Source organism: Sphingomonas sp. GW821-FHT10F11 (genome assembly GCF_058809095.1).
Genome location: NZ_JBXASH010000008.1, coordinates 130,426 through 146,763, shown reverse-complemented (window position 1 = coordinate 146,763; position 16,338 = coordinate 130,426). Strand labels below are relative to the sequence as shown.

Below are 16,338 nucleotides of genomic sequence, written 5' to 3'. Positions count from 1 at the left end.
CGGGTGGTGGAGGGGCTGGAGCGCGGGGCAGACGTTCCGCGCTCCAAGCCCCTCCACCACTTCGTGGTCCCCCTCCCCGTTCCGGGGAGGATTAGGAGGATTAATCGTCCCGATAAAGGTCCCGGTAGATCCAGGACGCATCCTCCTCCTTCAGCTCCTTGTAGATATCCTCCTCCTCATCCCAGGTCGGTTGCCGCTCCACCCGGTACCGCCCCGCATCCAGCCAGTTCGGCTGCCGCGGCATCACCGGTTCGGCAAAGGTCAGCGCCAGCGCGTCGGCGTCATCGGGGGAGGCGAGCCCGCGCGCCTTCATATGCGCCTTCTTCTCGAGCAGGATCGACACCTGGTCCGCCGCATAGCCATATTCGACGCCGGTCAGGTCCCCCGCCAGCGCCTCCTCGTCCGGGATCGCCCCGCCGCTCAGCCAGCCGCGCATGTTGGTCCACATCTCGGATCTCTTGTTGGCACACTGCACCCGCATCTCGCCGGCCCACACCGCCTCGCGCCCCTTCGCGCCGAACCACACTTCATGGACATTCTCGACGCCCAGCTGGCGCAGCCGATCGACCACCGCGCCGCCGATATTGCCCGCATCGACGAAGATCGCATCGGGGTGGAAGCCCTGCACCTGCAGCGCCACGTCCCCGGCGAGCGTCATCGCGTCCACCCCCTGCCAGCGTTTCCACGGCCGCGTCCGCGCATCCCGCCCGCATCGGATGGCGAGCGTCGAATGGTCGTCGCCGAAGCGCGCGCAATCCAGCCCGAAGATCACCGGATCCCAGGTCACCCCGCCGAACAGCTCGCGCCGCCGCGCCGCCTCGACCAGGTCGTGGCCGATGAACTGCATCGAGGAGGAGGAGGGGAATTGCCCGCGCACGCGCACCCGCACCACGTCGCTGTCCTCGCCGAAGGTCGTCACCAGCTCGTCCAGATAGGCGCGGTTCACCCCCTCCACCGTGCGGCTGTCGATCTGCCGCGTGTTCCACAAATGCCGGTGCCGCCCGAAACAGTCGCGGAAAGGGCCGGTATTGTGCGTCGGGTTGCCGAAGGCGAGGAAGATGATCTCGGTCTGCTCGTCGGTCAGCGCGCCCAGCGCCACCTCCCACACTTTCGGCGCGATGCCCGATGCCTCGTCGAAGATCAGGATGATGCGCTTGCCCTGGTTGTGCAGGCCGGCGAACGCCTCGGTATTGGCGACGCTCCAGGTGACGAGGTCGGATCGCCAGCTCCGGTCGTGCCCCGGCACGGTGGAGACGAGCGCGGTCGCCGTCGCGCTGAACCAGTCCCTGGTGATCGACAGATTGTGCCACTTCACGATTTCCGGCGCGGTCTTGGTCAGCAACTGCACTTCGGTATTGGCGGTCGCGACGATGCGCGTGTCGATGCCGGTGTCGAGCCCCCATTTGATCAGCATCGCGATCAGCGCCGATTTGCCGATGCCGTGGCCGGAGGCGCGGGCGATGCGGCACGGCATGTGCCGCGTGGCGGGGTTGGCGAGGTGCGCGCCGATCGTCTCCATCACCTCGCGCTGCCACGCGCGCGGGCCGGAGACGCCGGCGAGCGGGCCTTCGCCCCAGCGAAAGGCGAGGCGGGCATAGCCGATCGGGTCATGCGCCAACCGCTTCATCTCGTTGACGAGCGCCCGGCGCGATCTGGGTTTGGGATCAGTCATAATCGGGTGTCTTTCCCACGCGGGCGAAGGCCTGCAGGATGATGTCGCCCAGCTCGTCCTTGTCCCGCTCTTCGACGGGAATGCGCCACTCGTCGGGTCGGCGGATGCGCAGCCATTGCAGCGCCGCGCGGGGGTCGGCGAGCACGCGCCTTGTGAACCGCGCGACGGTCGGCTCATTCCAGCTCGCGAACATGAAGGCACGCTCGGCGATATAATCATATCCGCACGCCCGCTGGTGGAGCGCATTCACCACATGCTCGTCGGCCAGCTTCTTGCCGGTGGTGCAGGCCTCGGCAAAATCCTCATGCTTGCTGCGCCACCGGTAAAAGGTGGAGATGTCGATCTCCAGCAGGTCGGCAACCTGCTCGGCGATCGATCCGTTGGCATAGGCCTTGCGCGCGATGTCGGCATAGGCGGGGCGATAGGTGCTGGGGCGTCCTCTTGGCATGGGGCGCTTTGTGGGGGAGTTTTTGGGAGGTTTGAATCGACGGGATGAGATTTGCGGCTAAGACCGCTTGCCGCATTCGTAATGCGTTGATCTCCGTAGCCTGTTGCGGAACCGCCATCACCTTAGGTTCGATCCGGCTCAGTCGACAGTCATGTAGGTTGCCAAAGGGCACTCCAATCAGCAGAAGGACTGCAGTTGCAGCAAAAGGGCAGGTTTGGCGATTATGTCCAGCGGACAAAGCGGGGGAACGCCTTTGGCAATGCGTTTCGCGTTTCCACGAATTCGCCGGGTAACTCTCAGCAACTTTTCTTTATATAAGTTACAGCCAAACATTTCGCTTCATCTTCAAGGTGGCGTTCATTGCCTCGCTGGTGCTAACGGCATTGGAAAATCGACTTTCTTATCGACGGTGAATTATGGCCTGACAGGCTATGTACCTGATCCAGCGAGAAAATTCCTGTCCGCCGAGCGTTATGTGGCGGAGGCGCACCGCTTTACTCAGCATTATTTTGATGGCCGTATCGACGAGAAGGACAGGGATTTGGCCTCCGTCACGTTGGAGTTCGACGTAGGCGAGTTCAAATTTGTGGCAACGCGCGGTCTCTTCGCCAGTCAGAACATGAGTCATTTCAAGGTTACGAAAAATGGCGAAGATTTTTTCGACGGATCGGCACTGGCTTCTTATCAGCGGGCCGAGGAATACAAGCGCCTGCTCGCCGGCGCGATTGGCTTAAAGAATTTCGATCAATTTGTTTTCCTTCAGCACTTCGTCTTTACTTTCGACGAAAGTAGGCATCTTCTTTTTTGGGACGACCGCGCATCATCACAAGTCTTGTTTCTAACTTTCGGCGGCGACCCTGAAGATGCGGCCCAGGCCGATGCTCTTAAGCGTGAAGCGGATCAGGAAGATAGTCGAGCGCGCAATGCTCAGTATCAAGCAAACAATACGCGCAAGCGAATCCAAATTTTGCGAGAAGAGCTTGGCGGGGCTCCTCCCGACGCAGATTTTGACGCGCTGGCGCGTGAACACGGTCAACTCCAAGATGCCTTGAATACGGCTGTTGGCACTTCTGAAAGGGCCGAAGCGCGCCTAAATGAGGCGGAACTAAAATTTGCGCGAGCGACTGCAGTCTTCGCCACACAGCGGGCCGCATATTCAGATGCGTTCAACCGTATGCTCATCGGACCAACGAACGCGGCGGCACATCCGGCCATTGTCGGGTCGCTTTCCGACGGCGAATGCGCCGTTTGCCATCACATTGGCCCGCAGATTATTGCGACGATTGAAGCGAAGATCAAACGCCATGTCTGTCCACTTTGTGAGAGTGATCTGACTTCTGATGGCCATGACACGCTCGAAATCGAGCAGGAACTCAAGGCACTGGATGACAAACTTACGATTGCGAAGGGCGAGCTTGATGAGGCGGAGGCGGCACGCTCTCGCTTGGAGCGTGAGCACCAGGGTCAACGCAATGCAGTAATTGAAGCCCGAGCCGCGCTTTCTAAGTTCGAAGAGGCCAATTCCTCGGTAGCTGATGCCTTGCGAGAGCATCGCAACCTTGGCAGCGCCAAACTCGAAAAAACGATTGAGAGTCTAAACGACAGTTATGCAGATTCAATTGGCGTCCGCGATGGTCACTATCGGCGTCGGGATGAATTGCGCTCGGGCTACAAGGAATTGCAGGATCGTTTGGAGAGCCGATATGCCTCCACTGAGAAGGAGTTTGTTCCTCGTTTTCGCGAACTTGCAGAGTTGTTTCTTGGTATTGACCTTACTGTCGGCCTCATTCAGACCGCCCCTACGGAACTGCGCCTTGCGATCGAACTCGATGGCGACGCGCGGCAAGATCCACAAGAACTTTCGGAAAGTCAGCGCTTCTTCATCGACATTGCGCTTCGCATGTCCTTGGCGCAGCAGATGTCACGAGAAACGGATCGAGCGACGCTCTTTATCGACACCCCAGAAGGGTCACTCGATATCGCCTATGAGGATCGTGCCGGGGAGATGTTCGCGAACTTCGTGAAAAGCGGTCATGACATCTTGATGACCGCCAATATCAATACCTCGCTTCTCTTGAAGACGCTTGCCAGCAAATGCGGCGCGGAGCGTATGGCGTTGTCACAAATGACCGGCTGGACTGAGCTTTCTGACGTCCAGCAGAACGCCAGCCAGCTCTTCCATGACGCTTATGGCGAGATTTCAGATGCTCTCGAACAATCTCAGGGGGGCGGATCATGAAGATCAGCCCGGAAGCCTTTTTCGACGCGGTGACAATAATCCGCAGGATGGCTCCCGAACTCGGTGGGGTAAGCCGCTTCGAAGTGCAGCGGGTTGCCTATCTGGCATGTCTGCTTGGGCTCTATGACGGACAGCCTTTGGCTGACTGGGGATACCTCTTTATTCGGTCCGATTTTGGCGCGCCATTCAGCGGAGACATCAACGCCGCTATGGATTGGCTTTCCGAGCAATCGCTGATGCGTATCAGCGTGAACGGCGGCTTTGCTGAAAATTCCAATAGCAGCGATCGCCTTCGACCATTCCTCGCAGGTCGCCTAACCGCTCGTGAGCGTGTCCTCATTCCGGCCTGCGACAGCGCATTGTTTCTTCCGGCTTCAACGCTCGCAGCCGGCATCGATGCAGAGCCGACATCAAAGAGTGCTGCGTTGCAAGACGGTGGGCGCCCGCTTCTCAACAATAGCGCGCAAAGCTTACTCTACGAGCAAATCAGGGCAGTGCGGCAGGTAGTCGGAGCGGCGGCAGAAGATTTACTTACACCTTCAATGCTCTGGATGAGCTACTCGGCAAGGCAGCCGGTTTCGTCGGCGAATGGGAACGCTGTAGCGTGACTTTCGAAATCGATATGGATGCGATGCGTGAAATCGCTGAGGCCATGTATATCCCTCACGTCCAAAGGCATTTCGGATCGCTTGGCGTGGATGCTCTTCGGCAGCTCGTGAGCGCCATTCGCCGGATATACAGGGATATCGATCCTTCATTGTACGCCGGAAATTTGATCGTTTACGCGCGGCCCGCTGACAAGCTGCCCGTGGTGGCCTTGGGCCAGCCAACCCACACCATCTCGGCTGGGCAAATGGTTCAGCACCAACTCGCAGGAAATCATTCCGTAGAGGCTTTAGCAAACGGGCGATTGGAGATTCGAGACAGTTTGGTCGATCCGATCGCTTTGTCAGCTGAGGCGGTCGTTTACTCCTACCACGATCGAACTGAACGAGTGTATGTCGGCGGCGAGATCTTCACCATCCGCAACCCCTCGCCGGCGGCGATGGCAAGTATTTTCGCGCGCCCGACATTTTCCGGCCTTGATGCTGCGCTCACCAGATACGCCAGTGAGGTAGTTCGCAAGACTGTTTGCTTTATCCTGGCGCATGAGGCCGATGGCATTTGGGCGGATGACAATCGTCTCTTCCTTCGCGCGAAGCCTGAAGAAGTGATGAGAAGATCTCTCCATCAATACCTGCGGGACGCTTTTCCCGATGCTGAGGTGCGCCCCGAGCAGATCGTCGATGAGAGCCACCCGGTCGATATAAAGATAACTTGGGCAGACACGACTCACCGCGCGATCATCGAGATCAAGTGGATAGGAGATTCTGTGGACGAAGAGGGCAAGTTGACCACTCCCTATCGAGATGCCCGCGCCAGAGCGGGCGCGAAACAGTTGAGTGAATACCTCGATGGCGATGCCGAAACCGCCGCCGGTTTGCGTACGCGTGGGTATCTAGTCGTCTTTGATGCGCGGCGTCGGGGACTGGTGGAAGGCCAGCTGACAATCACACAAGCTGACGGCCTCTATTACCGTGATCGCGGCATTGCCTATAATCCCGACTATCATGTGCAGCGTACGGATTTCGCACTGCCAGTGCGTATGTTTGCGGAGCCCCACACGGTATGAGTAATTTAATCTGATTTCGAAAATACAAGGAGGGTTTCAACCAGTTCCTTTTTGCCGCCCTGTTGGGGAGAGGCTCGCATCGAGCGGAAGGGCTCTTCTGATACCTTGTCGAAGCCAATAGTTTCAGCGAGTTCGGTTAAGATTGTGGCGACTGGAACGTAGACGCCGTGATAAAGGCTGTCACCTACAACGAGATAGGCCCTGCCGCGATGGACGAGTGAAGCATGAAGCTTTGACAGTACCGTAACCATATCGTCGAAATAAGCGACCACCATGTCTGGAATAGACTTATTCCAAAGTTCGGCTCGGACCGCTTGAAGCTCTAGTGAAACACGTTTGAGCGTTTCCGATTCCATATCCGCGGCGCCGAAGGATCGCGAAATCTGGACATGGCTTCTAAGCGTTTTGAGGCGCAAGGCCCTGTTGTCACTGCCGGCGGTCAGATAGCCGCAAGCCCAAAGTTCGACATTATACACGTCCGTATAGTCGAAGGAGTTCGGGTAGGGTGGCGAGAAAATCGCAACATCGAAGGTGCGGTCCACGGGGATGAGCTCGCGGCAATCCCCTCGGGCAAGTTCAAAATCCAAGCATAGCCGCTTGCGATAGCGGAGGATGTCGCCAATCGCTTGCTCGGAAGCCTGGCGAAACATCGCAATAACCGTCTCAGCTGTAATCAGGCGATTGGCCCACCCGCGACGGTATCGTCTACCCTTGCCGCTGATTACGACATTGCTCACCGGAACTGTCAATGAGGCCAAAACCACGCGAAGCAGACGGCGGTTCGTTGGATTTCTAATCTTGGCTATCGCTGCCCGAAAACCGGCGATGCTGTTGGCCACAGCACGAGAAAATATATAACGGCCTTTGACGCCCGGTTCGACAAACGTTGGCGGTGCTCCCGGAAACGGATCTTCGCCTTGGTAGGGAGCGTACCTCCGAAAAACGGAATCGAGATCTGCACGCAACGCGTCCGGATTGTACGACGCAAGCTTTGCTTCGATTAGATCCGCGAGATAGGGATTAACCTCGATCGTGAATGGCTTAGCAGCCAGGAACTGACTCGAAAGAGCAGTTGTCCCCGACCCACCGAAGGGGTCGATTGAACTTCTGACGGGCCGCTCAAGAGCAATCGCAGTTTCTTCAAACGCTTGCGCGATTAGCTCAGGCGCGAAAGCCTCCTTAAAATTGCGCCATGACTGAAACGCAACGAGCTCGCTTCCGGTGTTAGTCGATAGATGGGAAGGGCGACGGTCGCCTAGCCAATCATGCAGCGTTACCGCCTCGCATTCATCGGATTCTGGGGCAGCGATCACATCCATTATGCCTCCAAGCGCGATGTATTTCGCGTTGAGTCATCGTTCGGTGGAAACGTCAAGGGCTATCGAAAGGCGACTACAGAATTTCGTGCGAAAAACGGTGACGATATCGGTGACAGGATATCGGTCACAGTGCATTTTTAGCGGTAGTCCGTCAGGTATGGAGGGAGGGTGCGCCCCCTGGAAAGGCGGCCCGCCTGATCTTTGGTGAACCAGGAGCGAAGCGGGCATAGGACAACTACCCCCGCCGCTCAGGCAGAGGCATTCCCGCCCGCTTTCGACCGCATGACCTTTGGAGCCACCCGTCGCTTCGCGTGCTCGCTCGTGCCGGGAATGGCTGAGCGATCGGCAGTTGCTTGCGAGGCATTCCCGCCTCGCCGATCCCCGCTCTGCCTTCCGGACTCGGGACGCGCTCTGATCGGACCCCTTCTGGTAGCGCACCGCGCCCGGCCGCCAGAGTATCGAACCAACCCGGCCGGGCGGCGGCGTATATGGTGCGATTCTGAAGTCAATTGAATCAGTTGGCAGGAGCGGCCGCCTGCCCGTAACGCCGGGTTACGCCCCGGTGTCGCAAAGGATACGTCCGTAACGCCGGTGTGACGCGGCGTTACGCACGTCACGGTGTGACACCCAGTCGTCAAGGATTGCTTGATCACTGCCCCTCGGCGCCCCCGTTTCTCCTGAGGAGACGCGCGGTCTGGGTCGTGAACTCATAAATGGGAATGACCGCTAGCGCCCAATAGCAGTCATTGCGATCTAGTGGTATGAGGGGTCATAGAGGACACCAATCTTGAGCGAGACGATCTTCATTATAATCGCTGCAGCCGCCACCATCGCGTTGTTGGTCGTGCATTCTCGTCTCTATCGGTTGATGATTCGGGCTTTGTTCAGGCTGACTGATCTGCTGCCAGTCTACCGTCCGGGTGGGCGCTACCGGTCACAGTCCCAATCCGCAAAATATGCTTCGTTGCGCAGGCTACGGAACGGCAGTTAACCACCAGTTCCTGCCGTTCGCGTCGAATGAGTCTACAGCCTAATTTGGCCGCATCGATTCACGCGGCCCCGCACATCTGCTGAAATCCTGTAGCCCATAACGGCGCCCGGAGACCCAGCGATGCCCGCCCCCTCTGCAAGTAAAGCATCAAGAAGATCCGATACCCCTCGCGGAATTCGGCGAGTAAAATGACAATCAACGCCGCCCCGGTTCGGCCGTCGGAACTCGAACTCGCCAAGCAGTCATGCTCGGCGCAGGGCCACGCCGCGCCTAAATCCCGCGCGGCCCGCAAGAACCGCTCGATTTTGGCCCACTCACAGGTGGGTCGCATAATTCCGCGATTAGTTGACGGTCATCCGCAGGCCGCGCCCCGCGTCAATACGGATTCTACGCCAAGCCGCCCCGATCGCATCGCGCATCACGGCGACATCTTCGGATCGCCCTCACTCGATCCCAATGCTCCACGCGCCCACCACCGCAACCCGGCCGTCGCCTCTCCCATTCCGCCCTCGACGGAATTGACACCCGCCCCCATCGCTCCTAGCAGATGCAAACGAGAATCACTCTCATTAGCATTAGGCTTCACGTCTCCGGGGGTTACCATGATCGACTGTTTCACCACGCCGCGCTCGGCCATCCGCACGGGCGCCGCCGCGCTCGCGATCGCCTGGATGCTGGGTGCCGGCGCGGCCCATGCCGCGGATGGGCCCCTTGCCGCGGAGGGGCCCCGTCCCGCCAACGAGGACAAGGATCTCGTCACCGTCACGGCGACCCGCATCGCGCAGCCGGTGGCCGATGTGCCCGCCACCGTCACCGTGATCACCGCCGAGACGATCGCCGACCAGCTCGCCTCCGACGTCAAGGATCTGGTCCGCTTCGAACCCGGCGTCAGCGTCCGCCGCGCGCCCTCCCGCTTCGGCGCGGCGCAGGGCGTCACCGGGCGGGACGGCAATGCCGGTTTCAACATCCGCGGGCTCGAGGGCAATCGCGTGCTGATCCAGGTCGACGGCGTGCGCGTGCCCGACGGCTTCGAATTCGGCGCGCAATCCGCCGGGCGCGGCGATTATGTCGATCTCGGCGCGGTCAAGTCGGTCGAGATCCTGCGCGGCCCGGCCTCGGCGCTGTACGGCAGCGACGGCCTGGCCGGCGCGGTCAGCTTCGTGACCAGCGATCCGCAGGATTTCCTCACCGGCGGCAAGAGCTTCGGCGGCATCGCCCGCGCCGGCTTCGATTCGGCCGACGACCAGTTCAGCGAAACCGGCATCGTCGCCGGGGCGATCGGCAGCTGGTCGGCGATGGTCGCCTATACCGGGCGCAACGGGCATGAGCTGGACAACAAGGGGACGAACGAGACGCCCAACGCCAGCCGCACCGCGCCCAACCCGCAGGACACATCGTCCAACGCGGTGCTGGCCAAGCTGGTCTGGTCGCCCGACGATCATCACCGCGTCCGCCTGACCTATGATCATCTCGACGGCCATGTCGGCACCAATGTGCTGAGCGGCGTCTCCGCCGCGGTACCGGTCCCGGCGACCGGCGTCATCGGCCTGACGGCGAGCGACCGCACCAAGCGCGACCGCGTCGCGCTCGACTGGCTCTATACCGGCGCCGGCGCGATCGCCTCGGCGCATGTGACGGGCTGGTACCAGGACGGCGAGAACCGCCAATTCTCCGCCGAGGACCGCAACACCGCCGCCGATCGCACCCGGCTCAACACCTTCGAGAACCGGGTCTATGGCGCCAGCGTCGAGCTGCGCAGCGATTTCTCCACCGGCGCGCTGACTCACAAGCTCGTCTATGGCGGCGATGTCAGCGTCACCCGGCAGGAGGGGATCCGTGACGGCACCGTGCCGACCGCGCCCGATGTCTTCCCGACCCGCGCCTTCCCCGTCACCGATTACACGCTGGCCGGCGGCTATATCTCGGACGAGATCGGCATCGCCGGCGGCGCGTTCACGCTGTTCCCGGCGCTTCGCTTCGATCATTATGCGCTGACGCCCAGGCCCGACGCGCTCGCCCCCGCCGCCTCGGCCGCCCCGGCCAGGCAGAGCGGATCGCGGGTGTCGCCCAAGCTCGGTGCGCTGGTGAAGCTTGGCGCGGTCCGCCTGTTCGGCAATTATGCGCGCGGTTTCAAGGCGCCCTCGCCGACCCAGGTCAACCAGTTCTTCGACAACCCCAATGGCGCGCAATTCGCCTATCGCACAATCCCCAATCCGGATCTGCGGCCGGAAACCAGCGAGAGCTTCGAAGGCGGCGCGCGGATCGTCACCCCGGTGGTCAGCGCCGGGGTGACCGGCTTCATCGGCAATTACCGCAATTTCATCAGCCAGGAATCGATCGGCACCCATGCGGGCTCGCCGGCCGATCCGGTCATCTTCCAGTTCGTCAACCTCGCCCGAGTCCGCATCAGCGGCGTCGAGGGCAAGATCGAGGTGACCCCGGTCGCCGGCGTGACCGGCCGTCTGGCGGTCAGCTATGCGAAGGGCACCAGCACCGGCGCCGGCGGCGTAAAATCGCCGCTCGCGACGATCGATCCGGTCAAGCTGGTCGGCGGCCTGGGTTATGACGCGCCCGACCGGCGCTTCGGCGGCCAGCTCGTCGCGACCTATTCGGCGAAGAAGCCCAGGTCGGCGACCACCGCCACGGCCTATCGCCCCGATGGCTTCACCATCCTCGATGCGACGGCCTATGTCCGGATCGACGAGGTGCTGACCGTTCGCGCCGGCGTGTTCAACATCTTCGACCGCAAATATGCCTGGTGGAGCGATGTCCGCGGGCTTGCCATACCGGCGCCCGCCAATGCGGCGATCACCGACGCCTATACCCAGCCCGGCCGCAACGCGAGCGTCTCGCTGACGGCGCGGTTTTGACCCCCTTTCCCCTCCCTGTCTCTCCCCGGAGGGGGTTGGGGAGGGGAGCAGTCGCACCCAACCGGCCTTGCCCCCGGGACTGCCCCTCTCCCCCTTTTATCGATCTGCCGAGGAACCGATGCTCATGAAGACCTTCTCTCTCCGCCTGGCTCTCGCCGCCGGCCTGCTTTGCCTCCCGCTCGCGGCGCCAGCGCGCGCCGACGGCCCCGTCGCGCCGCGCAGCGCCGCCGAGGAAAAGGCGGCGTTCGAGGCGGACCGCGCCGCGATCCTCGCCATGGCCGGCAATTACAAGGTGACCTTCGACATGAAGGAAACCACGCCGTGGCGCGCCGATTACACGCCGATCCCGGCCAAGGTCTCGGGCGGGCACGAAAGCGTCCGCGTGATCGAGGACAGCGGCCGGCACATCGTGCTTCAGCACCTGCTCGTCGTCACCAGCGAGGGCAAGACCATGGTGATCAAGCACTGGCGCCAGGACTGGAGCTTCGAGCCCGCCTCGTTCCTCGCCTATGCCGGCAATGGCCGCTGGAATGTGGAGGCCATCCCGGAGCGGATGCGCAAGAGCCGCTGGTCGCAGACCGTGTGGCAGACCGACGATTCCCCGCGCTATGGCGGCTGGGGCGAATGGACCGACGATGGCGGCGTGCGGCGCTGGCGCAGCAGCTGGACCTGGCGCCCGCTCGCCCGCCGCGATGCCGTGCGCCACCCGCGCTACGACCGCTATCTCGCGATCAACCGCCACTCGCCCTCGCCGGCCGGCTGGATCCACTGGCAGGACAATATCAAGATGGGCCCGGTCGACGGGAAGATCGTGCCTTTCGTCCAGGAAACGGTGCTCAACACCTATGCCAGGGACGACGCATATGACGTGAAGGCGGCCGACGATTACTGGGCCGCCACGAAGGACTATTGGGCCGCGGTGCGTATTGCGTGGGACTCGGCGATCGCGAAGGACAAGGGCGTTACGGTTGCCGAAGTCGCCGAGACCGGCTCGGCCTCGGGCGAGCGGCTGATGGACTATGCCGACGAGGTGCAGGCCGGCAAGCTGACCACGGCTGCGGCGATCGCGAAGGGCGAGGCGGTGATTGTCGAGGTGACGAAGCGCTGATGCGATCGCGACGCCCCACCTCACTCCATCGATTCGACCAGATCCTTGGTTTCCTTCAGCCCCAGATGGGTGACATCCCGGGCAAGCTTGATCGCATCGATCTTGCGCCCCGCGGCGAGCAGCGTGCGCACCTGCTCCTCGATCTCGGGCGGCAGGGGCACGGGTGCCGCCGGTGGCGCACGATAGGCCGGCGCCTGTCCGCCGCCCATCAACGGATCGCGCCCGCGCGCCGCTCGCAGGGCCAACACAAGCAGCAGCAGGAAGGCAACGCCGATCGCGATCAGCACGGGGATTGGAACGAACATCCGGCTTCCTTCCGCAGGACCCTATCGCGTCACCACATCCCCCGAAACCGTCACCCGCTCAAGCACCCGGTCGGCCGGCCAGTAATCGCCGACCGCATAATGCTGGGTCGACCGGTTGTCCCAGATGCCGATCGCGTTCGGGGTCCAGCGGAAACGCACCTGATATTCGGGCACCTTGATCCGCTCGTAGAGCAGGCGCAGCAGCTCCTTGCTCTCCTCTTCGGGGATGCCGAGGATTCGTGTCGTGAAGGTGTAGTTGACGTACAGGATCTTCTCGCCCGTCTCGGGGTGGGTGCGCACCACCGGATGCGCCACCGCCGGGAAATCGCGCGCGAGCTGCGCCCTTTTCTCCTCGCTCACCCGCCCGCCGAAGCTCGCGACGATGTCATGCTCCGCGTCGAGGGTCGCGATGCGGTCCTTCACCGGCTGGGGCAGGCCCTCATAGGCTGCGGCCGCATCCGACCAGATCGTGTCCCCGCCCAGCGCCGGCAGCAGCCGCGCGCGCAGCACCGAGGCGATCGACGGCCGCTCGCGGAAGGTCACGTCGGTGTGCCATTTATTGTACGCCTTGAACGGCGTGAAGGTGTCGGACGTGAGCTGCACGCCCTCGACGCCCCGGATCAGCAGCACTTCCGGATAGCCCTCGACATGCGGGATGACCGGGTGGCCCTCCAGCGCGCCGAACAGCCGGCCGAGGCGGAGATGGCTCTCGTAATCAATGTCCTGGTCGCGGAAGAAGATCACCTTGTGGGTCAGCCAGGCCTCGCGGACGATCTCGGCCACGCTGTCGTCGAGCGGCTGGTTCAGGCCGATGCCCGATATCTCAGCGCCGATCGTCGGGGTCGACGGCATGATGACGATCCCGCGCGACGCCGCGCGCTCCTGCAGGTCGGTCCGGATGGTCAACGCGGTCGCCATGGCGATCTCCTCTCCATGATCAATGTCTGCCCTCGCGCAAGGTTGCGCAATGAGGTTTCACCCTTCCGGGAACAGGGGAGGGGCCTCCCCGGCCGCGAAGGACAAAGCAGGCGGCTGCATCACCAGCGCGCCCGGCGCGACGTCCTCGGTCACCCACACATTGCCGCCGATCGTCGCGCCGCGGCCGATGCGCACCCGGCCGAGGATGGTCGCGCCGGCATAGACCACCACATCGTCCTCGACGATCGGGTGGCGGGCGAAACGCTCGCGCACGCTGTGCCCGTCCTCGGGCGGCAGGCGCCGCGCGCCCAGCGTGACATGCTGGTACAGCCGCACCCGCGCCCCGATGATCGCGGTCTCGCCGATCACCACGCCGGTGCCATGGTCGATGAAGAAGCTCGGCCCGATCGTCGCGCCCGGATGGATGTCGATGCCGGTGCGGGTATTGGCGATCTCCGAAATGACGCGCGCCACCAGTGGCGCGCCCAGCTCGAACAGCTGATGCGCCAGCCGGTGGTACATCACGGCGACCGCGCACGGATAGCAGATCAGGATCTCGTCGACGCTGCGCGCGGCGGGGTCGCCCTGGAAGGCGGCGGCGACGTCGCTGTCGATCAGCCGGCGGATCTCGGGCAGCGCGGCGGCGAACAGGCGGACGATGGTGTCGCCGTGATCGCACTCGAACCGGTCCCCGGTTTCCGCCTCCCAATAGCGCAGCTCGCGCGCGATCTCCGCCTCGAGCAGGCCGAACGCCTGTTCGAGGCGGAGCCGGACGAACACGTCCTCGGTCGTGCCCTCGAAATGGCCGAGCCGCTGCGGGAACAATGCCGCCTCGAGATGCTCGAGCATGAATTCGAGCGCCACGCGTGACGGGAAGCGCGCGGTGCCGGCATTGGCGTGGCGCTGGTGCGCGATGCGCCAGTCCCGCCGCGCCGAGGCGAGGCCAAGCACGACGCCGTCGAGCGGATCGTTCGCCATCATCTTCATGGGAAGGTCGCCGGCGTCGAGGGCATGATCACGCCGACCTGCCTGCCATAATCGTCCCAGGCGGCGGCCAGCGCGGCGACACGTTTCGGGTCCTGTTTCGCCAGGTCGCGGGTCTCGCCCGGGTCCTTCGCCACGTCGAACAGCTTCCAGCCGTCACCGAGATCGACCGCCTTCCAGTCGCCCTGGCGGATCGCCCGCCGGCCGAACAACTCGCTGCCGACAGGCTCGTCGGGCGCGTGCACGCGCTCTGTCTTGCCGGTCAGATAGGGCTGCCAGCTCGCGCCGCGCACCGGCTGTACCGCGCGCCCGGCATAGGTCGCCCCGCGCCAGTCGCCGCCCGCCGCCTCGACCAAGGTGGGCACGACGTCCATCACGGTGCCATAGGTGCCGCTCACCCCGCGCCGGACGCCGCCCGGCCAGTCGATGAACGCCGCGACGCGCGTCCCGCCCTCGGTGGTGAAGCCCTTATAGAGCCAGGACGGCGCGGTCGCCGCCTGTGCCCAGCCGGGGCCGTAGCCGATATAGGAGGTCGGCTTGCCGTAATTGGCGAGGCGGTTGTCGGCCGCCTTCACGCGGTCGCTCAGCCCGGGGACCTCGGCGGTCGCGACGTCCAGCCCTTCGGCGCCATTGTCGGCCGTGAACAGGATGATCGTGTTGTCATACTGCCCGGTCGCTTTCAGGTGCGCGATCACCCGGCCGACATTCTGGTCCATCCGGTCGACCATCGCGGCATAGACTTCCATCGCCCGCGCCTGTTCGCGCTTCTGCTCGGGCGTGAGGCTCGCCCAGTCCTTGCCTTTCTTGAACTCGAGCGGATGCGGCACGACGTCGGCCGGGATCAGCCCGAGCTGTTTCTGCCGCGCCAGGCGCTGTTCGCGCAGCACCTCGAAGCCGGCGTCATAATTGCCGCGATAGCGCGCGACATCCTCGTCCGGCGCCTGGAGCGGCCAGTGCGGTGCGGTGAAGGTCAGATAGGCGAAAAAGGGCTTGGTCCTGTCCGCCTTGTCGAGGAACTCGATCAGCTTCGAGGCATAGGTATCGGACGAATAGAAACCGGCCGGAAGCGCCTTCAGCTGCTGGCCATTCTCCCAATAGGTCGTACCCTTGTCGCCCGGTGCTTTCGACAGATCGAGCCCATAATGGCTGCCGCCGCCCTGGGCGAGGTCGAAGCTCTGCTCGAAGCCGCGCCGCGCCGGGCTGTCCTCCGGTCGCGTGCCGAGATGCCATTTGCCCGACATCAGTGTTGCATAGTTCAGGTCGCGCAGTCGTTCGGCCAGGCTGACCACATCGGCGGGCAGATAGCCCTCATAGCCGCGCTGCCCCTTCTGGTTGGGGGCAAGCATCTCGGCCATGTTGCCAAGGCCGGCGAGGTGATTGTCGGTGCCGCTGAGCAGCATGGAGCGCGTGGGCGAGCAGGTCGGCGCGCTGTGCCATCCGGTCAGCTTCAGCCCGCGCGCGGCGAGCGCGTCGAGATTGGGCGTGCGGATCTCGCCGCCGAACGCGCCGATATCGGAATAGCCGAGATCGTCCGCCACGATGATCAGGATGTTGGGCCTGGCCGGCTGCGGCGCGGCGGCCGCGAGCGGCGCCGGCGTGGTGCCGCCGTTGAGGAGCAGCAGCGGCGCCATGGCGACGATCGCGGCGGAGAGGATGGTGTAGCGTTTCATCATAGTACCTTGGAAAGGTGGTCCGCCTTCTTCCCTTCTCCCCTTGTGGGAGAAGGTGGCGCGAAGCGCCGGATGAGGGGGAGTGAGGTTCGGGACCGCAACGACTCGTGTCCCCCTCACCCTTCCCATCGCTAAAGCGATG

At 63.0% G+C, this 16,338-nt stretch carries 12 protein-coding genes; 5 read left to right on the top strand and 7 right to left on the bottom strand.

The window, feature by feature from the left end; genetic code table 11:
* Window positions 1-100: 100 nt before the first annotated feature.
* Window positions 101-1,672: a terminase gene (locus AC1RT8_RS20475; RefSeq protein ID WP_493077885.1), complete on the bottom strand. Its 1,572-nt coding sequence runs from the start codon at window positions 1,670-1,672 to the stop codon at window positions 101-103.
* Window positions 1,665-2,120, bottom strand: coding sequence for a hypothetical protein (locus AC1RT8_RS20470; protein WP_493077883.1), 456 nt, complete (start codon window positions 2,118-2,120; stop codon window positions 1,665-1,667). Before AC1RT8_RS20470 ends, AC1RT8_RS20475 begins: the two co-directional genes overlap by 8 nt.
* A gap of 259 nt (window positions 2,121-2,379) precedes the next feature.
* Between AC1RT8_RS20470 and AC1RT8_RS20465 the strand changes: the two genes are divergently transcribed.
* Genes AC1RT8_RS20465 through AC1RT8_RS20455 form a run of 3 tightly spaced genes read left to right on the top strand, consistent with a single transcriptional unit; the run spans window position 2,380 to window position 6,031 of the window.
* Window positions 2,380-4,359 carry an AAA family ATPase gene (locus tag AC1RT8_RS20465; RefSeq protein ID WP_493077882.1) on the top strand — a complete coding sequence of 660 codons (1,980 nt, stop codon included), beginning with the start codon at window positions 2,380-2,382 and terminating at the stop codon, window positions 4,357-4,359.
* Complete coding sequence (locus tag AC1RT8_RS20460) at window positions 4,356-4,967, top strand: hypothetical protein (RefSeq protein WP_493077881.1); 612 nt, start codon at window positions 4,356-4,358, stop codon at window positions 4,965-4,967. Before AC1RT8_RS20465 ends, AC1RT8_RS20460 begins: the two co-directional genes overlap by 4 nt.
* The gene (locus AC1RT8_RS20455) at window positions 4,964-6,031 is read left to right on the top strand and encodes a hypothetical protein (RefSeq protein ID WP_493077880.1); all 1,068 of its coding nucleotides are present in this window, start codon (window positions 4,964-4,966) and stop codon (window positions 6,029-6,031) included. The genes AC1RT8_RS20460 and AC1RT8_RS20455 overlap by 4 nt, the downstream gene beginning before the upstream one ends.
* Before the next feature lie 5 nt (window positions 6,032-6,036).
* Here AC1RT8_RS20455 and AC1RT8_RS20450 read toward each other — a convergent pair whose 3' ends face one another.
* On the bottom strand, window positions 6,037-7,350 hold the full coding sequence (locus tag AC1RT8_RS20450; RefSeq protein WP_493077879.1) for a hypothetical protein: 1,314 nt from the start codon (window positions 7,348-7,350) through the stop codon (window positions 6,037-6,039).
* Window positions 7,351-8,943: 1,593 nt separating this feature from the next.
* On the opposite strand from AC1RT8_RS20450, the gene AC1RT8_RS20445 reads away from it, so the two are divergent.
* Both AC1RT8_RS20445 and AC1RT8_RS20440 read left to right on the top strand, forming a co-directional pair.
* Window positions 8,944-11,211: a TonB-dependent hemoglobin/transferrin/lactoferrin family receptor gene (locus AC1RT8_RS20445; RefSeq protein WP_493077877.1), complete on the top strand. Its 2,268-nt coding sequence runs from the start codon at window positions 8,944-8,946 to the stop codon at window positions 11,209-11,211.
* Window positions 11,212-11,335: 124 nt separating this feature from the next.
* On the top strand, window positions 11,336-12,319 hold the full coding sequence (locus AC1RT8_RS20440) for a DUF6607 family protein (protein WP_493077876.1): 984 nt from the start codon (window positions 11,336-11,338) through the stop codon (window positions 12,317-12,319).
* 20 nt (window positions 12,320-12,339) lie between these two features.
* Here the strand turns inward: AC1RT8_RS20440 and AC1RT8_RS20435 are convergent, their stop codons facing one another.
* From AC1RT8_RS20435 to AC1RT8_RS20420, 4 genes are read right to left on the bottom strand one after another with little or no spacing between them, the layout of a single operon-like run.
* Entirely contained in the window at window positions 12,340-12,624 is a 285-nt protein-coding gene (locus AC1RT8_RS20435; protein ID WP_493077875.1) for a ribosomal protein L7/L12, read from the bottom strand.
* A gap of 21 nt (window positions 12,625-12,645) precedes the next feature.
* Window positions 12,646-13,542 (bottom strand): TauD/TfdA dioxygenase family protein, encoded by an 897-nt coding sequence (locus AC1RT8_RS20430; protein ID WP_493077874.1) that lies wholly within the window; start codon window positions 13,540-13,542, stop codon window positions 12,646-12,648.
* 57 nt (window positions 13,543-13,599) lie between these two features.
* The gene (epsC, locus tag AC1RT8_RS20425; RefSeq protein ID WP_493077873.1) at window positions 13,600-14,529 is read right to left on the bottom strand and encodes a serine O-acetyltransferase EpsC; all 930 of its coding nucleotides are present in this window, start codon (window positions 14,527-14,529) and stop codon (window positions 13,600-13,602) included.
* Window positions 14,526-16,199 carry an arylsulfatase gene (locus AC1RT8_RS20420; protein ID WP_493077871.1) on the bottom strand — a complete coding sequence of 558 codons (1,674 nt, stop codon included), beginning with the start codon at window positions 16,197-16,199 and terminating at the stop codon, window positions 14,526-14,528. Before AC1RT8_RS20420 ends, epsC begins: the two co-directional genes overlap by 4 nt.
* Between the last annotated feature and the right edge of the window lie 139 nt (window positions 16,200-16,338).